This window comes from Lachnoclostridium sp. An118 (assembly GCF_002160985.1).
Classification (GTDB): domain Bacteria; phylum Bacillota; class Clostridia; order Lachnospirales; family Lachnospiraceae; genus Claveliimonas; species Claveliimonas stercoravium.
The window spans coordinates 65,490-84,025 of the sequence record NZ_NFLQ01000014.1 but is presented as its reverse complement, the minus strand read 5'-3'; the positions used below and the strand labels follow the sequence as shown (position 1 = coordinate 84,025).

Here is an 18,536-nt window from a genome sequence, read left to right as displayed (position 1 = left end):
TTTTCCTTTCCGTTAGTCTGTCTTGAGAGCATCGTCAAAGGCCACGTCTGAGGGCGAGAAGTTGATCTGCTTTGTGAACTCACAGGCCTCTGTGCCGCCGAAGACTCTCTCCATGCCGCTGTCCTCCCACTCGATGGAGAGAGGGCCGTCGTAGCCGATCTGGTTCAGCACCCGGATGATGTTGTCAAAATCCACATCCCCGTGTCCCGGAGACACGAAGTTCCAGCCTCTCCGCTGGTCGCCGAAGGTGATGTGGGACCCCAGGATGCCGTTGCGGCCGTTCAGGTTCAGCTTGGCGTCCTTGATGTGCACGTGATAGATGCGGTCCGCGAAATCGTAGAGGAACATGGCCGGGTCCAGTCCCTGCCATATCAGGTGGCTGGGGTCAAAGTTGATGCCCAGGGTGGGTCTGTAGTCAAAGGTCTCCAGTAGCTTCTTTGTGCTCCAGTAGTCGTAGGCGATCTCTGTGGGGTGCACCTCCAGGGCCAGCTTCACGCCGCACTCGTCATACACGTCCATGATGGGAGACCAGAGCTCTTTGATCCTCTGATAGCCTGCCTCTATCTGCTCCTCGCTTGTCTGTGGGAAGGAATACCACATCTTCCAGATAGGTGAGCCCATGAAGAAGGTGACTGTGTCCACGCCCATGTTCTTTGCCGCCTGGGCTGCGTACTTCATCTGCTGTGTGCCCCAGGCCCGTATCTCCTCCGGCTTTCCCGCAAGAGCGGAGGGGGCAAAGTTGTCCAGACGGGGATCGTAGGCCCACTGGTCTGCATCCCCCACACACTGTCCCGGCAGGTGCATACCAATGGCCCAGCATCCCAGTTCATATCTGGCCAGCGTGTCTTTGAGCTCCTTCACATAGGCCTCATCCTTTGCGGCCTTCTCCACGTCTATCTGTCCCCAGGAGGCGATCTCCAGCCCCTCGTATCCCATCTTCTGCGCCGTCTGGCACATCTCCTCCAGCGGGAGGTCCGCCCACTGTCCTGTGAAGATCGTTACCGGTCTTGCCATATCATTTCTCTCCTTTCTCACATTACCTGTTTTATCATAGTACAGCTCCTAGAGCTCCACCCACACGTTTCCGTTCTCATTGCTCTTTAAGCAGGCCTCCACATACCGGATGCCCTGCACGCCTGCTGCCACTGTGGGATAATCGATCATATCCTCTGTAAATGTCCCGGCCTCCTTTGCCTCCACGCACTGGGTAAAGCTGTCGTACAGATTGCCCATGGCCTCCAGCCAGCCCTCCGTGTGGCCGGACGGGAGCCTGCCGTATTTCGCGGCGTCCGGGGTGACCGCGCCGTATCCCCTCTTGATGGTGCGGGCGATGCCGTCCTCCCTGATGAGGGTCATCTCCTCCGGGTTCTCCTGGAACCAGAGGATGGTCCCCTTTGACCCGTAAATGCGCACCCGCAGGCTGTTGTCGCAGCCGATGGCGAACTGGGAGGACCAGTTCACGCCTGTGGCGCCGCCCTCGTACTCCACCAGGATCTGGTCGTTGTCATCCAGCTTCCTGCCCGGCACCACCACATCCATCTTGGCCAGGACTCTCTTCACCTTCAGACCTGTCATGGTAGCCACCGCATTTTCCACGTGGGTGCCCAGGTCGCCCAGGCAGTTGACTCTTCCCGACTGGGCCGGGTCGCATCTCCACTCGCCCTGCTTGCCGCCCCAGTCATTTTCATTGTAGAGCCAGCCCTGGGGGTACTCTGCCATGACAGTGCGGATCTGGCCTATTTCTCCTGCTTTGATGAGGTCCCGGATGTACTTGGCTGTCACATGTCCCATGTAGGTGTAGGTGACCATGAAAAGAAGTCCTTTCTCCTGGGCCAGCCTCTGCAGCTCCTCCGCCTGGGCGCTGTCTGTGGCCAGCGGCTTGTCGCAGGCCACGTGGATGCCCGCCTCCAGAAATGCCTTGCATATCTCATAGTGAGTGGCATTGGGAGTGACGACCACCACGAAGTCAATGCCGTCCTCTCTCTTTCCCTCTGCCTCGGCCATCTCCCTGTAGTTCGTGTAGCATCTTTCCGGTTCAAGTCCGAGAGCCTCCCCCTGGCTCTTCGACTTCTCCGGTGTCCTGGAAAAGCATCCTGCTACCAGACGGGCAGAGCTGTCCAGGCTGATCGCTCTCCTGTGCGCGTCTCCGATAAAGGATCCCGGGCCGCCGCCCACCATTCCGTAGGTTAATGTACTGCTCATGCTGTCAACCTCCTTTTCGTCCTTTCTCCTGTCTCCCGTCAGCTTCCTGACGGTCTCTCCTGAGAGGATTCCTATAGCTTTACTATAGGGCAGGGAAAGATATCCTGCATGGATTAATTCATGTTCGGACTATGACAAATTAGCTTTTTTATTTGCGCGTCTTCTGTGGTTCCTGTATACTGGAAGGGAGGTGGATAAGCAGTGAAAGATGAGTTTGAAGTGATTTCCCACGGGGCCGGACAGTACAAGGTTTTTATGGTCAATCTCCTCTACCGGACGCCCCATGTACATAAGGATTTTGAGGTCTGTCTGCTCCTGGAGGGGACGGTCTGCCTGCTGTCCAGGGGAAGGGAGTACACCTATGAGAAGGGCAGTCTCTGGGTCATCAACCCCTTTACCAGCCATGAGCTGATCGCGGAGCAGCCCGCCCTCATCCTGTCTTTGCAGATTTCCCCCGCTTTTTTTGCGGCTGTCTTTCCCCAGATAGAAAATATGGAGTTCTCCCTGGATGCACCCGCCCGGGATGGGCAGGACCCGGATATCCGTGCCTCCCTGGCCCGGATGCTCCTGGACATCGCCAGCGCCTATTTTCATCCCGGGGACTATTCCGCCCTCCGCTGCGCGGGACTGATCTGCCTATTTTTCGAGAAGCTCCCCATGTATCTTCCCTGCGCCCGCATCTCGGAAAAGGAGCGGCAGCTCTCCGCCACCAGGGCCCAGCGGGTCAGGAAGATCAGCAGCTACATAGACAGCCACTACTCTGAGAAGCTGCTCCTCACGGACATGGCCAGGGAGCTGGGGCTGACCATGAGCTACCTGTCCCACTTTTTCAAGTCTGTCTTCGGCATGTCCTTTCAGTCCTATGTGATGAAAATGAGGTGCGAAAAAGCCCGCCAGCTTCTCCTTCTGACGGACTTTTCCCTTCTGGATATCAGCATCGCCTGCGGCTTTTCTGACATCAAATATTTTAATCAGGGGTTCCGGCGGCAGTTCGGCTGCTCTCCCCGGCAGTACAGACAGCACTTTGAGCACGAGGAGCTGTCCCAGCAGCAGAAATCCATGCTCTCCACCCAGGACTTCCTGTCACCGGCGGCCAGCCGGGTGACGCTGGAGAAGTATCTCAGCTCTGATCCCGGCGGCTCCCGCTAAGCCCCGCAGGCGCTTTCCAGCGTGCTGCAGATCGTCTGCATCCCCTGCTTTTGATTTTTGACTCTGGCTGTCACGGAATTATTGACCAGGGACCTCTCCGTGACTCCCACGTAGCAGGACACATTGCTCAGAGCTCCCAGTGCCAGCATCTTCGCTGTGCCCTCCATGATCGTCCCCCATGCCTTGCCCGTGTACGTCTCTCCCTCAGGCCTGATCGACTCCAACATCCTTTCCATATCTGTATCATTCAGCAGTACCGCCATATCCATCCCTCCTGATAATAAACTCTGCCTGTTTTCTGGCTTTATTATACCCGGCCCCGCATTCTCTGTTCTACCCCGACAAAGAAAGGTCTCTGTAAACTCAAAGTAAAATCCAGACAGTCAGGACAGCTCAGCGGTCTCTCCGGCACCAGCTCACTCCCGCCAGCACCGCAAAGAGGATGGATTCCACGGCCGCCGCGCCCATCATCAGGTACGGGAGCCAGATAGCTGTATTGCCCAGGTAGGCAAAACCCGTGTCCATGGCCGCGTAGGTAAAGCTGCTTATCATGCCCACGCCGCCGGCAGGCAACAGGCAGCGGAGCCAGTCTCCTATATTTCCGCTCAGGATCATGTACACCACCATGGGCAGGATGAGGAAGGCAAAGGCGGCTATGCTGGCGGAGGCCACTGTCTTCATCCTGCCCGACAGAAAGAGGGTGAAGGCAGCCGTGGCCAGCAGGGAGACAAACCCCGCCGCCCCGATGAGGAGCTCCATCTGCCCCACGGTAAGAGGCAGGAACACGGACACCGACACAAGCAGCTGCAGGGAGGTGTCCAGCCCCTGAAAGTCAAAGGAGGCATTGAGGAGCAGGAGGAACAGAGCCATGCAGACAAGATAGAGCACACTTGCAAGGAGAAGACCGGCGCCGATCCTGGCCGCTGCCAGGGGCCTTTTTCCGTCCCGGGTACACTTAAGGATCTGGTCTGCCTGGGTCTGATAATCACTGGAGAAGACCGGCACCATCAGAAAGGTGCAGATCAGCACCAGAAGGAACACATAGATCCCCACATACTCCAGGGCGTTGGAGCTGAAACCGGGCTCGTAGGTAAAGGGCATCTCCACCTGGCTGTAGAGGGCCCGGGCCTGCGCAAGGGCGCTGTCTGTGCGGGCATTCCTGCCGCCCTCCAGATACAGAAGTTCCTGTAAGTGCTTCCTGCACTGGTCGTAAAAGCCGGCCACCTGGTCTTCTGTCAGATTTTCAGCTCCGGGAGCCAGACCTGTGTCCGGATCTGCCCAGGCCTCGCTGACCCGGCCCAGAATCCCCTCCACATTGGATACCTTTTCATAGTAATCGCTGGCCGTCACCCGCTCGTCGTAGATGCCGTCTGGAAGGCCGCCCTCGTAGCCTGCGGCAAAGTCCCTGTATCTTGCAAGAGCTGCCTCCAGTATATCCTCCGTGATCTTCCCCTGGAACTGTCCTTGGTTCTCCTCCTCCAGCTTCAGCGCCTCCCGGCCTTCCACCCGGACTTCCTGCCCACTTTCATCCCTGTATGTCCAGGACGCAAAAGAGGCAGGAAAATAGGCCAGTACCGGGGCCAGGATAAGGGCCGCCAGCATCAGAGCCAGAACAGATCTTGTCTTTAAAAGCCTGCGCAGCTCTGCTGTAAATACTCTCATGTCACTGCACCTCCTTTCCCTGTGTGTTTTCCTGTGGAAAAAGCCACAGGTAGAGATCCTCAAGCCTTGGCGTCTGCCCCGCGGACTCCGGAACAGAAGGCCTGTCAGCCAGATACCGGATGGACACCATTCCTTCCTCCTCGTTGCGGATATTCACTACCTGGACCAGTCTTTCATATCTGCGGAGGTCATACTCCGGGATAACGGCGGACCACACCTTTCCCTCCATGTCCCACAGAAGTTCCCCTGTGGTTCCCTCTGCTATGATCTTCCCCTCTTTCATCACAGCGTTTCTGGAAGCGATGTACTCCACGTCAGACACAATGTGGGTGGAGATCAGCACGATCCGGTCCGCGGCAAACTCAGACAGAAGGTTGCGGAAACGCACCCTCTCTCCCGGATCCAGACCGCTGGTGGGCTCATCCAGGATCAGCACCTCCGGGTCATTAAGAAGGGCCTGGGCAATGCCCACCCTGCGCTTCATGCCGCCGGAAAGCTTTGTGATCTTCTTGCGCCTCACATCCGCCAGGGAAAATGTCTCCAGCAGCCTGTCGATCTTCTCCTTTGCATTCTTCCTTGAAAGCCCCTTTAAAGCCGCCACATAGTCCAGGTAATCATACACCGTGAACTCCGGGTAGAACCCGAACTCCTGGGGCAGGTAGCCGAAAATATCCCTGTACCCCTTCCCCAGCACATCAATGGGAACGCCGTCGTATTTCACCGTCCCTTCTGTAGGCGTCATAAGTCCTGCCGCCATGCGCATGAGAGTTGTCTTGCCGGCGCCGTTGGCTCCCAGCAGTCCCCACACCCCCGGTGTGATAGTCAGGCTGGCGTGATCCACGGCCCGTTTATCTTTAAATTGTTTAGTCAGATTTTCTATACATAACTCCATCTTTCCATCTCCTTTCTGCCCTGCTTCCATATCTGGAACGCCCAGAGAAGCAGCGCTGCCCCGCACAGAAACCATCCGCCATCCGCAAACGCCAGAAAATCCCCGGGGCTTCCGGCCTCTCTGCTGACATATCTCCACACAAGTGCAAACACAGCGAACCCGGCCGCCAGTCCTGCGCTGCACCAGGGAGTAAACCTCCCTTTCGTCCTGTCAAGAAGGAAGAGCATGCAGTTCCAGGCCAGAAGAAAGGGGAGGAACAGCCAGGCCGCCAGCGCTTCCAGGTTAACCTGCCAGAGCGTCCCTGCTGCCGCAGCCACGGCCAGTTCCATAATAAGCGCGCTGCTTCCTGCGATCAGAAGCCGGGCTGCCTTAAGCCGGGACGGCTGACAGCCTGCTGCCTCCACTTCTGCCATCTTCCATCTGACAGCTCTGTCAAAGAAGGGAACACAGCTCCAGGCCGACAGGATCCCTGCCCCGCACAGAAGCACCGGGATCCTCCGATACAGGAACATAAGGAAATAGGGATCTGTAAGGCTTCCCCTGTCGCCGGTCCGCTCAAAGGCGGAGACGATAAGAAGAAACAGAAGGATCTGCCAGATCCAGATCGGTTTTCCTGTGTATCTGACCTGCCGGAGCACAAAGGCTGGAAAGCGCATTTTGTTTCTCCGGGGCGCTGCCGCCTTGTACGCGTTCTGCGCGAGGGCAGCGGTCATTGCCCTGTGTCTTTCGTCCGGCCGGATGGCTTCTTTCTCCTGCTGTGCCAGACATCTCAGCTTTTCATTCACCTGGCTCCTCTTCATGGTTCCTCTCTCCTTTCCAGTTCCTGCTTTAAAAGGTTCAGCGCTTTTCTGAGTCTGGACTGCACAGTCCGCATGGGAAGTCCTGTCACCCTGGCGATCTCCCTCAGCTTCAGCTCCTGGGAAAATCTCAGGATGACGATCTCACGCAGCTCCTCCGGAAGGAGCTCCACAAGCCTTCGAAAATCCTCCCTGTCCTCCTCTTCCTTCAGCCCTTTCTCCTCAAAGGGAACCTGCTTAGGTATAGGCTCCCATGTTTTCTTTCTGCAGATATCGATACATACATTTGCAGCCACTTTGTAGAGGAAAGCCCGGAAGTTTCCCCTGTGGGTGTAGCCGTCAAAATAGCGGAACACACGCAGAAACGTCTCCTGCACAGCGTCCTGTGCCAGAGACCGGTCCGGCACATGGAACAGACAGTATCTGAGTATATCGCCGTAGTAGAGCTCTGCCAGCTCCCCCGCCGCAGCCGGGTCGCCTTTGTTCAGTTTTTCAAAAATTTCATCTTCCTGAGTCAAGTCTGTCCCCCCTGACCTGTGTGCCATTCTGGTCCTTTTAAGCAGCTGCCTATATGTTATAACGCTGCGGGGCTGTAAAAGGATTACGATTTTTAAAATATTTTAAAAAGGCCGCGCACACGCAGCCTTTTCTCTTTCATCTGATTTTATCTGATATCTTTTGTCCTGTATCTGATCCACCCAGCCAGGATACCTGCCCCTCCATAGCAAAGACCCAGCAGGATCAGCGTCCCATCCAGGATGCACTCCGGCAAGATCTTTGCGGCGTCTGCGTAGGCGTAGGGTGTGATATACTTGACCGTCTCCGCCTTTTCCGTGATATTTCCCAGAAGCCCCAGGAAATACAGAAAAGCCGCCACGCCGATGCCGGCACTGATGCTCCCTCTTCTTAAGAAAGCTGAAATCCCCAGGCAGATGCCTCCGATCTCTAGCTGCATAAGAACCTGGGCCAGATGAAACAGGCACAGCCCTTCCCAGTCCGGGCTCTCGCCGATCCAGCGGATGGAGATCCAGGCAAGCAAAATGACCACCAGGTTCATCAGAAAGATCTGGACTGCCATGGCTGCTGCCTTCTGCCAGAACACAGATGTGCGCGTCACCGGGTGGGTGAGGAGAAAGTCTGCCGTGTGGTCTTTTTCTTCTTTTGCCAGAAGACCTGTTCCCAGGATAGCGGCGTAGAAGATTCCGCCGATCCCCAGCATGCTTCCCGCGTAAATACCGTAAAACCCGGTGATATCACCGTAGTTCAGCCGGTCCATCCCAAAGGCAGCCCCAAAACCGCCCATATCACTCATGGCATCCACCATGTCCCCCAGCTCCTTTTTCAGCTCCGGGAACAGGAAGACGCACAGCATGATGGTCCCGCCGATGATAAGCCCCCAGATCAGTGTGGATCGCAGAGACCTTTTCAGTTCATGTCCAAATATGTTCATCCCTTTTCCTCCTTACTGCCGCCCCTCTTTACCTGGCAGCCTTCCCCTCTGCATAAAAATGAAGAAATGTCTCTTCCAGATCCGGTTCCGTGATAGTAAGATCCGTCACAGGAAGCGGGGCCAGCGCCTCCAGAAGCCGCTTTGCCTCTCCTCTGTATAAGAATGTGACACCATCCTCCAGCACACGCAGGTCTGTCAGCGGCAGCCCCGGAACACCCGAAATGCCCCGCACAGTCACCCGCTTTGCCGCCGAGCCGCAGATATGCTCCATGGTGTCCTCCATGACAATGCCTCCGTCCCGGATGACTGCCGCCCGGTGGCAGTATTTTTCCACCTCCCCCAGGACATGGGAGGATAGGAAGATGGTCGCCCCCTTCTCATTCTTCTCTTTAAGGAGCCTGAAAAATTCCCGCTGCATCAGAGGGTCCAGCCCGCTGGTAGGCTCATCCAGCACGTAGAGATCCGCGCCATGCTGCAAAGCACACACAATGCTCACTTTTTTGCGGTTTCCAAGGGACAGCTCGTCCACTTTTTTCTTTACATCCAGCTTCAGCCTCTCGCAGAGCTGTCCTCTCTCCTCCCGGCAGTCCTTCCGGTAAAAATCCGCCGAGAATTTCAGAACGTCCGACACTTTCATACCGCTGTAAAAGAAAGCCTCCGACGGCATGTAGCCGATCCTGGAGAGCATCTCCTTTTTCTCACGCTCTGTCTCCGGCCTCTCCCCGAAGATCTCCACCGTCCCGCCATCCTCCTTAAGCAGTCCCAGCATGGTGCGGATGGTTGTGCTCTTCCCTGCCCCGTTGGGGCCGATAAATCCGTAGATCTCCTGCCGGTTTACAGACAGGGTGAGATGTTCCACTCCTTTATGCTTCCCGTAATATTTTGTAAGATCACGGATGTCTATGACCTTTTCCATGTATCGTTCCTCCTCATACTGCTTTCTTAAGTCTCCGGCTGATCTTTCAGATAGAAGACCCGGAAACGCCCTGCGGCGAAAACATAGCTTTTCTTCTTTTCTCTATGTCTTCTCCCCGCAGGGCGTCCTGCATGTCTACTTCCGGGATGTATCCTGCAGCTCCCTCAGCTCCTTTGAGAACATCTCCATCACCTTCTCCACGTTGCGGCACAGCTCGTAGATCTCTTCGTACAGCACCCTAAATTCCGGGTAAGACTCCAGAAGCACTTCCATCTCACCAGGATCATCTGTACTGAAAAACAAAAGCCATGCTTCCAGCTTGTTTCTGATACCTTTATTCTGCACAATTCCAAGAAATATGTCAAGTGCGATAAAGCAGTATTCCTGGAGAAGATTGACTGCAAGCCCTGTGTCGGAACTCTGGGAAAAATGGTGGATATAGTCATCCGGGAAATTTTGAAATTCGCCAGGGCTCTTCTTTGTCCTGGAAAACGGTAGCCCATCTTCTGCACTTCTACATTGGCTATACTGTGATCCTCCATCTCCACCACAATGTCCATCACCACCAGGGAGCTCTCGTCCGCGATCCTGGCAGAGTCGTTGGGGATAACCTTCAAAATTTTCACCTGCTGCCCCAGCACAAGTGACAGAAATTCCTCCAGTCTCTGCTCTTCGCTCCATCCCAGATACACGTCAGAGAGCCTCTCATCCTCAAAGATCACTTCCAGCATCTCTCTGCGCGTGCGTATCATGGGAAAATACTTCTGTAAAATACCAGCCATCCATTTCCCTCCATACTTTTCTTCTGTGCTTCATTTTCAGTTCCATTCATTTACGGGTACAGTTTCCGATGTGGAAATTCCGAAAATGAGAAAGCCCCTGAGCTTTTAGATCGTCTCCCTTGACAGGAGAGCTGTTCTGGCAGAAGACATCCGCCGATATAATATATAAGATAACATAAAAACCGGGGGGGGATAACAACCATTTTAGTAAAATCGCTGTCATCTCCCGGATTATCCGTGCTTTTTATCCTGCTTTCTGTTTCCTTCTCTTGATCACCTTCAGCCTTGTGAATTCCTCCCTCTCCTTCTCCTCCAGTGCATTGGTGATATCATGCACAAGGGTAGTGTACATGGGAATGGTGATATTCTGAAGAGCGTTGGCCCTCTTCTGGGTCTTTTTGATATTGCTGGCAAGGCGGTAGGCTGCATTCTCTACCATGGAAAGCTTCACTGTCAGATCTTTCACCTTGCGGAAAGCATCCACTGCCCTGTCTACCGACTCCCTTGTGGTGCTGAAAGCGTAGGTAGGTACCGGCGTCTGAGGCGTGTATTTTACATGGGGAATTTCTGTCCCCATGATACTTCTCGTCTGGATCACAATGGAGTCCTCAATAGGCACTGTGTAGGCGATCTGGGAGACCAGACTGATCCCGTTCTCGATATTGGCTTTCTGCAGACACTGATAGGCGTACGTGAACGTGCTGTCAATCTCCTCCTGGATACTGCGGGCCTGGTCAATCAGATCCATCAGTTCACGGATGAGAATGTTCCGCTTTTTATCCATCAGCTCATAGCCCTGCCGGGCAAGAGCCAGGGAATTTTTTGCCAGCATTAAATTTCCTTTTGTCGGAAATGTGCGGGGATCCATGAAATTCCTCCCTTCTTGGTTTATTCTATCCTGCTGTCCGGGCGGAGCGCTGCCGGAATGGCACTGTCGCCAGGTACAGCAATGCCAGCCGCAGGGGGCGGCACTATCGCCAGGTACAGCAATGCCAGCCGAGGGAACGCCCTCCAGCCGTTCCCTCGGCTGATGGCGGAGCGCCATATGCAAGGTACAGGAAAACGTGCGGACAAATAAATTTGTCCTTCCTTTTTCCCGCACCTTGCGCATTGCTTATCCGTTGTCACATATTTGCGATAGAGCCGGGGCTGGCGCTTGTGGTGACGCCTTCATCCCGCTTTGTGGGATGATAGTATTTGTCCAGTATCTTTGTATCCACACGGTCCAGCTCCTCTTTCGGAAGGCGGCCTAAAAGTTCCCATCCAAGGTTCAGTGTCTCCTCGATGGTCCGGTTTTCCTCGTGCCCCTGGCCGATGTACTTCTCTTCAAATTCTTTTCCAAAGGCCAGATACTCCTTGTCAATAGGAGACAGCTCATCCTCGCCGATGACGGAGGCCAGGTTGCGGGCATCTCCTACTTTTGCGTAGGCGGAAAAGAGCTGGTTCGCCAGATCCTGGTGGTCCTCCCTTGTAAAGCCTGCTCCGATGCCGTCTTTCATAAGACGGGACAGGGAGGGCAGCACACTGATGGGCGGATAGATGGACTGGCCGTTTAAGTTCCGGTCCAGCACGATCTGCCCCTCTGTGATGTAGCCGGTCAGATCCGGGATAGGATGGGTAATATCATCGTTTGGCATGGTCAGGATAGGGATCTGGGTCACAGACCCATTCACCCCCTGTACAATCCCTGCCCGCTCGTAGATGGAGGCAAGCTCGCTGTACAGATAGCCGGGATACCCCTTTCTGCTGGGGATCTCTCCTTTTGATGAGGACACCTCACGCATGGCCTCCGCAAAGGAAGTCATGTCTGTCAGAATGACAAGGATGTGCATATTCTGCTCAAAGGCCAGGTACTCGGCCACGGTGAGCGCCACCTTTGGCGTGATGAGACGCTCCACCACCGGGTCGTTGGCAAGATTGAGGAACATGGCCACGTGGTCCGCCACGCCGCTCTCCTCAAAGGTCCTGCGGAAGAAATCCGCCACATCATGTTTTACGCCCATGGCGGCAAACACGATGGCAAATTCTTCGTCAGAGTCCTCCCCCAGAGAGGCCTGCTTCACGATCTGCGCCGCAAGCTGGTCGTGGGGAAGACCGTTGCCGGAAAAAATAGGCAGCTTCTGTCCCCGGATCAGAGTGGTCAGCCCATCGATGGCGGAAATGCCGGTGCGGATATAGTTCCTCGGGTACTCTCTTTTTACCGGATTGAGGGGCAGGCCGTTTACATCCCGCTTCAGTTTTGAGACAATGGGCCCCAGATCGTCAACGGGCTGCCCGATGCCATTGAAGGTACGTCCCAGCATGTCTTTTGACAGGGCGATCTCCATGGGATGGCCGGTGAGGCGGGTATGGGTGTTTTTAAGGGACATATTCTCCGATCCCTCAAACACCTGGATCACTGCCTTGTCCTCGTACAATTCTATGATGCGGCCGATGCGCCGCTCATTTCCGTTTATGACAAACTCCACGATCTCATCGAAGAAGGCGTCCTGCATCCCCTCCAGCGCAATCAGAGGGCCGTTGATACTGCTAAGTCCAAGATATTCTATTGGCATACTTCTCTCCTCCCTCTTCTACGCATTTTTCTCCAGCACACGCTGATAGAAACTGTCGATGTCACGTTTATACTGTGCAAACATTTCCAGTCGGTCATTGGGTACATCGTACTTGATGGCAATGACCCGCTCAAAGATATTTTCTGACTTCAGCACAGACATGGGATGTCCCATAGTCACAAGGGCTCTTGCCTGCTTGTAAAGATACAGGATCGTGTCCATCATGAGGAACTGCTTTTCCATGGACACGCAGGTGTCATCCTTGTGGAATGCGTTCTGCTGCAGGAAGCCCAGACGGATGACCCGGGCAATCTCCAGGATCAGTTTCTGATCGTCCGGCAGCACATCGCTTCCGATGAGCTTCACGATCTCCATAAGACTGCTCTCCTGGTTGAGAAGAGCCATGATCCTGTTCCTGTAGTCAATAAATTTGGGCGACACATTGTCCTGGTACCAGGGGGCCAGGTCTGTCAGATACTCACTGTAGCTGGACAGCCAGTGGATAGCCGGGAAATGCCGGGCGTAGGCCAGGCTCTTGTCCAGTCCCCAGAAACACCTTACGAAACGCTTTGTATTCTGTGTCACAGGCTCGGAGAAATCGCCTCCCTGGGGAGACACAGCGCCGATAATGCTGACCGATCCGTCTGTGCCGTTTAAGTTGTGCATCATGCCCGCTCTCTCGTAGAAGGCAGAGAGGCGGGACGCCAGATAGGCCGGGAAACCTTCCTCGGCCGGCATCTCCTCCAGACGTCCGGAGAGCTCACGCAGAGCTTCCGCCCACCTGGATGTGGAGTCCGCCATGATAGCCACATCATATCCCATATCCCGGTAGTACTCCGCCAGGGTGAGGCCTGTGTAAATGCTGGCCTCACGGGCAGCCACCGGCATGTTGGATGTGTTGGCAATGAGGGTGGTCCGGTCCATCAGAGGATTGCCGGTCCTTGGGTCCGTCAGTTCCCCGAACTCTTCCAGAACCTGGGTCATCTCATTTCCACGCTCACCGCAGCCGATGTATATGATAATATCCGCGTTGGACCACTTGGCGATCTGATGCTGGGTCATGGTCTTCCCTGTCCCGAAACCGCCGGGAATGGCAGCCGTGCCTCCCTTGGCGATAGGAAACATGGTATCTATGATCCGCTGGCCGGTGACAAGAGGCTCCGAAGCCGCAAATCTCTGGCTCACAGGCCGGGCCTTCCGGATGGGCCACTTCTGGGCCATGGGGATCTGCGTCTCTTTACCGTTTCCGCTGCGCAGCGTGATCAATGGTTCCTCTATCGTGTAGCTGCCGTCACTGACAACCGACACAACAGTCCCCTCCAGATCCGGGGGCACCATGCACTTGTGGACAATGGCCCTTGTCTCCGGCACCTCCGCAAAAATATCCCCGCCGTGGAGATAATCTCCTTCTTTTACTGTTATGTGGGTATCCCACTTTTTCTCCCTGTCCAGGAAATCCACAGCCGCTCCTTTTGTGATAAAGGCGCCGCCGCTCTCCGCGATCTTCTCCAGAGGTCTCTCGATCCCGTCAAATATATTGTTCAGAATACCGGGAGCCAGAGTGACGGACACAGCTCCCCCGGATGCGGTGACCTCCTCACCCGGCCGCAGGCCTCCTGTCTCCTCGTACACCTGGACGGTGGTCTGGTCCTTGTCAAGGGCAATGACCTCACCCACAAGCTTTTCCCGGCCTACATAGACCATCTCCGACATGGAAAAGCCCGTGTTTCCCTTCAGATAAATGACCGGTCCGTTAATCCCGTATATTTTCCCTGTCTTAACCAATGTCATCACCTCCCGAGAATATAAACTGGTCATACTCATTTTCAAGGGACGACTTAAAGGAATGGTCGATGAGAATATTTCTTCCACGGAGCACAGCCCGCATACCTCCCATGAAGTCTTCCGTGCTGATGGTCAGCGCAGCCCCTGTCTTCTCCTCCAGTTTCTCCTTTTTGTCCCTGTCGGAAGGATTGATATAAATGGTCATCTCCTCCCCGGAGGCAAACTCCAGAGCGCTCTCGATACACTTTACCAAAAAGGCATCATAGTCCGGCGTCTTCATGAAATCCCGGACAAGCTCCGCTACTTCCGCAAAGAGCTTCTCCTTCAGCTCCTGCTGCACCTTTCCCTGCTGCCTTTTCAGATCCAGCTGGGCTTTTGCCATGGCCTGGTTCTTCTGCTGCCTGGCATTGGTAGACTCCGCCCGCACCCGCGTCTGGGACTGACGGACAGCCTCCTTCTTATGATCTTCAAACACTTTCTCAAGGGCGGTCTTGTAGGCGCTGATGATCTCGTTTCCCTCCGCCCTTGCCTCCTCCATGGAGATTGACTGTATATGAGCGATTTTTTCTTCTAATGTCAAGAGGTATCCCTCCTTTATTTATAGTTTCAGCCCGATGGCTTCCGTAATGTAGGAAGTGATAAAGTCCTTGCTCCGGCCGGTTCCGTGCCTGTCGGGTATCTCCACGAGCAGGGGCATCTTCCGCTCCAGGCGAAACTGATCGATCATGTCCGGGAACTCCCGCCCCAGCTTCTCCGTAAGGAGTACTATGCCCACTGTCTTGTCCTGCAGCGCGTCCTGGAGGGCCTGGTACAGCTCCTCCCTCTCGTGCACCACCACGCCGTCCACGCCGGCAAGACGCATACCCGTGTAGGTATCCACATTATCACTGATGAGATACATTTTCATACTACAGCTGCCCCAGGATCATGAAGGAGATGATCAGCCCATACAGGCAGACACCTTCCGCAAGACCTACGAAGATCAGCGACTTGCCAAGCACGCTGGAGTCTTCGCTGATGGCTCCAAGAGCTGCGCTGGCAGCGCTGGCAACGGCGATACCGCCGCCGATACAGGATAAACCGGTAACCAGTGCGGCTGCGATATAGCCAAGTCCTGTGGCGTTGGACGCTGCCGCTTCGGCGGCGGCGTCCGCAGCCTGCACGTCTGCTCCCTGGAACATCATGATGCTGCCGATGATGCAGGCGCCAAAGAAGAAAAATATATTGACTGCAAGGGCCGCCTTATAGCGCCCTTTCTTTTTCTCCCCCAGAAGATAGTACCCGAAGGGGATGATGATACTTAAGATCAGTGCTGCAATGAGAATGAGTCTGGATGCAAGAGTCATAATTAAGCTCCTCCTTTATTTTTATTCTTTTTCGTCTTGGTATATGGGTCAAATGCCCGTCCGCTTCCTTTGTAGAAACGGCTGAACATTTCATAGTATTCCAGACGGAGAACCTGGATCCCGACCACCAGGCCTTCCATCAGACACACAAACAGGTTGCCCAGAACGATGACCGCCCAGTTGGGGGCTCCCGCCTCCGCGCCGGCCAGCATCAGCACCACCTCCATCATGGCGGCGTGGCTGACTGCAAAAGCGCCGATACGTACAAAAGACAGTGTGTTGGAAAAATAGCTCAGCAGTGTCTCGAACAGTTCAAAAAATCCTTCCACGAAAAACATGGCTTTGCTTTCTTCCATTTTCTTTGCCTTCTTCTTGATCCTGTTTGTCAGCGGCTCCTTGAAAAGGATCAGAAGCAGCGGCACACCGAACATCACTGCCATGACAATGCCTGCGGGCATGCCATGTCCCGTCATAAAAAGGACGATCACAGCCACCACCGAGGCGTAGAACACAAGTCCCGCCACGCCGTTGGCGTCAAACCAGGCCCCCGCCGTATCGTGATCCCGCAGGGCGTTTATGATGTGCAGGATCATGGCCACAATAATGAGAGCCATACCAAAGGCCACCGCCACAATGAACACGGTGTTCAGCTTGCCCACAAAGGGGAGGGTGGTCATATGGTCAATGGGCCGCAGCCACAGTGGTTCTATAATATCTTCAAATCCGAAGATGCTTCCAAACATAAATCCGAAGATGGTGGAGAAGATCCCTGCTGTGGCAATGATCCCGGCCAGAGGGGCCTTCTTGAAATGATAGATCAGCGCTCCCGCAATGACAAGGAGCAGCCCCTGCCCCACATCCCCGAACATGGCTCCGAAGATAAAGGAATAGGTGATCCCCACAAACACGGTGGGATCCATCTCGCCGTGGGCCGGAAGTCCGTACATCCGCACAAACATTTCAAAAGGTTTGAAAAGCTTCGGATTTTCCAGCTTGGTTGGGGGCTCTCCAAAATAGCTGTCATGGTCGTCTTCCACCACGATGAAGATCTTGTCATCGTCCTTTGACTCCTCCATAAATTTCTCCACGTCATCGTCTGCCATCCAGCCGCACAGGATATAGTAATCTTCCTTTTTATCCGCCACCCGGGCTGCCATTTTCCGCACGTCAAAGTTGTGGGCCAGCTCTTCCAGCCTGTCTCTTGCCGCCACAAGGCGGGGAGCTTTCTCCCCCAGCATCGCGGCAGCTTCCTTATCTATATCGTCCATCTCTTTCTGGATGTCATAGATCTGCTGCGCCAGCTCACAGCTGGCCTGCTCCGGAGTTCCTCTGTACTCTGCCGGAATATCGATCCTCTCAAAATGCAGGGAACGGAACACAGCATCCACCTTCTGTGCCTCCCCGGGGGACACGAAGTAAGCGCCGTACACGCTTGTCGCATCCTGCTGCCCTTTGACGAAAATGGCTCCCAGGTCGTTCATCAGATATTTTTCCATCTTCTGGTACTGTTCCGCCGGCAGTTTCCCGAACCGGCAGGTAATGTACCGGAAAGAAAGGATCCTGCCAAGGTCCCCATCCATAGGGCGGAAGGGCTCGATGACCTTCTGCTTTGCCTGCAGTTCATCCTGCTTTCTTTTCAGCACATCTTTCCTGGCCTGGAAGGTAAGGTACTCCTCATTTGTGGCCCGGATCAGCTCAAAGATGTCATCCAGTCCCATGGATGTGTCCGGAGCAATCTTCTCCGGCTCATTCAGATAGCTCACATACTGCTGGGCCTTTAAAAGAGCGTCCCGGTAAGGATTGATCTCCACAAAAGGTCTTAAGTTCTCCACAGTTTTCAGCTCCGTAAGAGCTGACTCAAGCTGGATCTCATACCTGGACAGATACAGATCCATCACCCGGTCAATGTCATCCCGCGGCCCCGATATATTGATAAATTTCATTTTTACGATCATAGCTTGCGACCTCCCACATACTGCAGCGTCTCATCGGGAGAGACTCCGTAGCGCACGCACTCCATAGCTGTCGTCAGCTTCTCCAGTTCCTGCTCCTTCATAAAAAGATAGGTGTTGATGCAGGCAATGGAGTATGGATTGCTCCTCCTGTCCGTTATATAGAGATAATAGAGACAGTCCGCATACATCTTTTCTATCGTCAGCTGGTCCGTGAAGTGATAATGTCTCGCATAGGACGTCTTCGACACAGCGCGCTCAAAATCTTCCATCGTCTCCGCCTCCACCATCTCCTGCACCAGCTCTGTCCGCAGCTTATAATGGATGGGGATGAGCAGTGCATATATATCCGCCGGTTCCAGGCTGAAATATTTCTTGGCCCGGTAGATCCACTGGATATTCAGAAGATTGATCTTGGATCCGCAGTCTCTCGTAAATATCTCCAGTTCCTTGTTCTTCAGCACCTTTTTCCTGCTCTTCCACATGGATGTGAAGTAGTACAGGTTCAGGGCCAGGTCATAGTCAAAGAGAGTCACTGCCTGTCCGTCCCGGAGCTTTTTCAGTGTTCCGTAATACTCTGTATCCCGCAGGTTCTCAATGACCTCATCCGTTGTCCTGGAATGGATCAGCTTTTCAATGGAGATTTGAGAATATTTGTCGAAAAACGGCTTCTTGTAATTCAGATCAAAAGGCTCCTTGTAATGGTTGATGACGATCCGCAGGCAGTAGTTGATCAGAGCAACCTCGTACCGCTTCAGATACAGCCGCAGGAATTTTCTCTGCTCCAGACTGCAGAAACGGTAGATCTTCGTATAGTCATGATATAGGGACAGCTCCAGAAGCTTTTCAATATTCCCTCTGTGGATCAGCCCCGGATCCAGGTTCTCCAGAACCTCTTTGTAAGTGGAATTCTGGATCAGCCAGGAAACTACCTCCGGCACACTCTTCATGGCTGCGATCTTTTCAAAATCCTCTTTCCAGAGAAGCTTCGCCTCCATGGCCCTGACCTTTGTGGCGATCCCGCTGTAAGCAAGTAAATTCCCCATAA

The 18,536-nt window shown here is 54.4% G+C and carries 19 protein-coding genes; 1 reads left to right on the top strand and 18 read right to left on the bottom strand.

Annotation, left to right across the window (positions count from 1 at the left end):
• Positions 1 to 12 precede the first annotated feature (12 nt).
• Positions 13 to 1,014: a sugar phosphate isomerase/epimerase family protein gene (locus B5E62_RS12285; RefSeq protein ID WP_087174835.1), complete on the bottom strand. Its 1,002-nt coding sequence runs from the start codon at positions 1,012 to 1,014 to the stop codon at positions 13 to 15.
• 48 nt (positions 1,015 to 1,062) lie between these two features.
• Entirely contained in the window at positions 1,063 to 2,202 is a 1,140-nt protein-coding gene (locus B5E62_RS12280) for a Gfo/Idh/MocA family protein (RefSeq protein ID WP_087174834.1), read from the bottom strand.
• 201 nt (positions 2,203 to 2,403) lie between these two features.
• On the opposite strand from B5E62_RS12280, the gene B5E62_RS12275 reads away from it, so the two are divergent.
• Entirely contained in the window at positions 2,404 to 3,351 is a 948-nt protein-coding gene (locus tag B5E62_RS12275) for an AraC family transcriptional regulator (protein ID WP_087174833.1), read from the top strand.
• On the opposite strand, the gene B5E62_RS12270 is transcribed toward B5E62_RS12275, so the two are convergent.
• The 16 genes from B5E62_RS12270 to B5E62_RS12200 all read right to left on the bottom strand — a co-directional run bounded on the left by B5E62_RS12270 (position 3,348) and on the right by B5E62_RS12200 (position 18,534).
• On the bottom strand, positions 3,348 to 3,614 hold the full coding sequence (locus tag B5E62_RS12270; RefSeq protein ID WP_087174832.1) for a hypothetical protein: 267 nt from the start codon (positions 3,612 to 3,614) through the stop codon (positions 3,348 to 3,350). The genes B5E62_RS12275 and B5E62_RS12270 overlap by 4 nt on opposite strands.
• Positions 3,615 to 3,744: 130 nt before the next feature.
• On the bottom strand, positions 3,745 to 5,013 hold the full coding sequence (locus B5E62_RS12265; RefSeq protein WP_087174831.1) for an ABC transporter permease: 1,269 nt from the start codon (positions 5,011 to 5,013) through the stop codon (positions 3,745 to 3,747).
• A 1-nt stretch (position 5,014) separates the two neighbouring features.
• Positions 5,015 to 5,905, bottom strand: a complete 891-nt coding sequence (locus B5E62_RS12260) for an ABC transporter ATP-binding protein (protein ID WP_087174830.1) — start codon at positions 5,903 to 5,905, stop codon at positions 5,015 to 5,017.
• Positions 5,890 to 6,705: a hypothetical protein gene (locus B5E62_RS12255; protein WP_087174829.1), complete on the bottom strand. Its 816-nt coding sequence runs from the start codon at positions 6,703 to 6,705 to the stop codon at positions 5,890 to 5,892. Before B5E62_RS12255 ends, B5E62_RS12260 begins: the two co-directional genes overlap by 16 nt.
• Entirely contained in the window at positions 6,702 to 7,220 is a 519-nt protein-coding gene (locus B5E62_RS12250) for an RNA polymerase sigma factor (protein ID WP_242957899.1), read from the bottom strand. Before B5E62_RS12250 ends, B5E62_RS12255 begins: the two co-directional genes overlap by 4 nt.
• A gap of 146 nt (positions 7,221 to 7,366) precedes the next feature.
• A complete protein-coding gene (locus tag B5E62_RS12245; protein WP_087174827.1) occupies positions 7,367 to 8,152 on the bottom strand; it encodes an ABC transporter permease subunit in 786 nt (261 codons plus the stop codon).
• A 28-nt stretch (positions 8,153 to 8,180) separates the two neighbouring features.
• Positions 8,181 to 9,068, bottom strand: a complete 888-nt coding sequence (locus B5E62_RS12240) for an ABC transporter ATP-binding protein (RefSeq protein WP_087174826.1) — start codon at positions 9,066 to 9,068, stop codon at positions 8,181 to 8,183.
• A 188-nt stretch (positions 9,069 to 9,256) separates the two neighbouring features.
• Entirely contained in the window at positions 9,257 to 9,850 is a 594-nt protein-coding gene (locus B5E62_RS16800) for a hypothetical protein (protein WP_143468867.1), read from the bottom strand.
• A gap of 244 nt (positions 9,851 to 10,094) precedes the next feature.
• Positions 10,095 to 10,718 (bottom strand): V-type ATP synthase subunit D, encoded by a 624-nt coding sequence (locus B5E62_RS12235; protein ID WP_087174825.1) that lies wholly within the window; start codon positions 10,716 to 10,718, stop codon positions 10,095 to 10,097.
• Between the two features lie 256 nt (positions 10,719 to 10,974).
• The gene (locus tag B5E62_RS12230) at positions 10,975 to 12,405 is read right to left on the bottom strand and encodes a V-type ATP synthase subunit B (protein WP_087174824.1); all 1,431 of its coding nucleotides are present in this window, start codon (positions 12,403 to 12,405) and stop codon (positions 10,975 to 10,977) included.
• A gap of 18 nt (positions 12,406 to 12,423) precedes the next feature.
• Positions 12,424 to 14,190, bottom strand: a complete 1,767-nt coding sequence (locus B5E62_RS12225; protein WP_087174823.1) for a V-type ATP synthase subunit A — start codon at positions 14,188 to 14,190, stop codon at positions 12,424 to 12,426.
• The gene (locus B5E62_RS12220) at positions 14,183 to 14,770 is read right to left on the bottom strand and encodes a V-type ATP synthase subunit E (protein ID WP_242957897.1); all 588 of its coding nucleotides are present in this window, start codon (positions 14,768 to 14,770) and stop codon (positions 14,183 to 14,185) included. Before B5E62_RS12220 ends, B5E62_RS12225 begins: the two co-directional genes overlap by 8 nt.
• An 18-nt stretch (positions 14,771 to 14,788) precedes the next feature.
• On the bottom strand, positions 14,789 to 15,097 hold the full coding sequence (locus tag B5E62_RS12215; protein ID WP_076780452.1) for a V-type ATP synthase subunit F: 309 nt from the start codon (positions 15,095 to 15,097) through the stop codon (positions 14,789 to 14,791).
• 1 nt (position 15,098) lies between these two features.
• Complete coding sequence (locus B5E62_RS12210; RefSeq protein WP_076780450.1) at positions 15,099 to 15,536, bottom strand: ATP synthase subunit C; 438 nt, start codon at positions 15,534 to 15,536, stop codon at positions 15,099 to 15,101.
• 2 nt (positions 15,537 to 15,538) lie between these two features.
• Entirely contained in the window at positions 15,539 to 17,491 is a 1,953-nt protein-coding gene (locus tag B5E62_RS12205; protein WP_087174822.1) for a V-type ATP synthase subunit I, read from the bottom strand.
• Complete coding sequence (locus B5E62_RS12200; protein ID WP_087174821.1) at positions 17,488 to 18,534, bottom strand: V0D/AC39 family V-type ATPase subunit; 1,047 nt, start codon at positions 18,532 to 18,534, stop codon at positions 17,488 to 17,490. The genes B5E62_RS12205 and B5E62_RS12200 overlap by 4 nt, the downstream gene beginning before the upstream one ends.
• Positions 18,535 to 18,536 lie beyond the last annotated feature (2 nt).

Bases quoted from the DNA above. Each gene is read 5' to 3' on its own strand.
- B5E62_RS12285 (WP_087174835.1), bottom strand. From the start codon at position 1,014: ATGGCAAGACCGGTAACGATCTTCACAGGACAGTGGGCGGACCTCCCG.
- B5E62_RS12280 (WP_087174834.1), bottom strand. From the start codon at position 2,202: ATGAGCAGTACATTAACCTACGGAATGGTGGGCGGCGGCCCGGGATCC.
- B5E62_RS12270 (WP_087174832.1), bottom strand. From the start codon at position 3,614: ATGGCGGTACTGCTGAATGATACAGATATGGAAAGGATGTTGGAGTCG.
- B5E62_RS12265 (WP_087174831.1), bottom strand. From the start codon at position 5,013: ATGAGAGTATTTACAGCAGAGCTGCGCAGGCTTTTAAAGACAAGATCT.
- B5E62_RS12260 (WP_087174830.1), bottom strand. From the start codon at position 5,905: ATGGAGTTATGTATAGAAAATCTGACTAAACAATTTAAAGATAAACGG.
- B5E62_RS12255 (WP_087174829.1), bottom strand. From the start codon at position 6,705: ATGAAGAGGAGCCAGGTGAATGAAAAGCTGAGATGTCTGGCACAGCAG.
- B5E62_RS12245 (WP_087174827.1), bottom strand. From the start codon at position 8,152: ATGAACATATTTGGACATGAACTGAAAAGGTCTCTGCGATCCACACTG.
- B5E62_RS12240 (WP_087174826.1), bottom strand. From the start codon at position 9,068: ATGGAAAAGGTCATAGACATCCGTGATCTTACAAAATATTACGGGAAG.
- B5E62_RS16800 (WP_143468867.1), bottom strand. From the start codon at position 9,850: ATGGCTGGTATTTTACAGAAGTATTTTCCCATGATACGCACGCGCAGA.
- B5E62_RS12235 (WP_087174825.1), bottom strand. From the start codon at position 10,718: ATGGATCCCCGCACATTTCCGACAAAAGGAAATTTAATGCTGGCAAAA.
- B5E62_RS12230 (WP_087174824.1), bottom strand. From the start codon at position 12,405: ATGCCAATAGAATATCTTGGACTTAGCAGTATCAACGGCCCTCTGATT.
- B5E62_RS12215 (WP_076780452.1), bottom strand. From the start codon at position 15,097: ATGAAAATGTATCTCATCAGTGATAATGTGGATACCTACACGGGTATG.
- B5E62_RS12210 (WP_076780450.1), bottom strand. From the start codon at position 15,536: ATGACTCTTGCATCCAGACTCATTCTCATTGCAGCACTGATCTTAAGT.
- B5E62_RS12205 (WP_087174822.1), bottom strand. From the start codon at position 17,491: ATGATCGTAAAAATGAAATTTATCAATATATCGGGGCCGCGGGATGAC.
- B5E62_RS12200 (WP_087174821.1), bottom strand. From the start codon at position 18,534: ATGGGGAATTTACTTGCTTACAGCGGGATCGCCACAAAGGTCAGGGCC.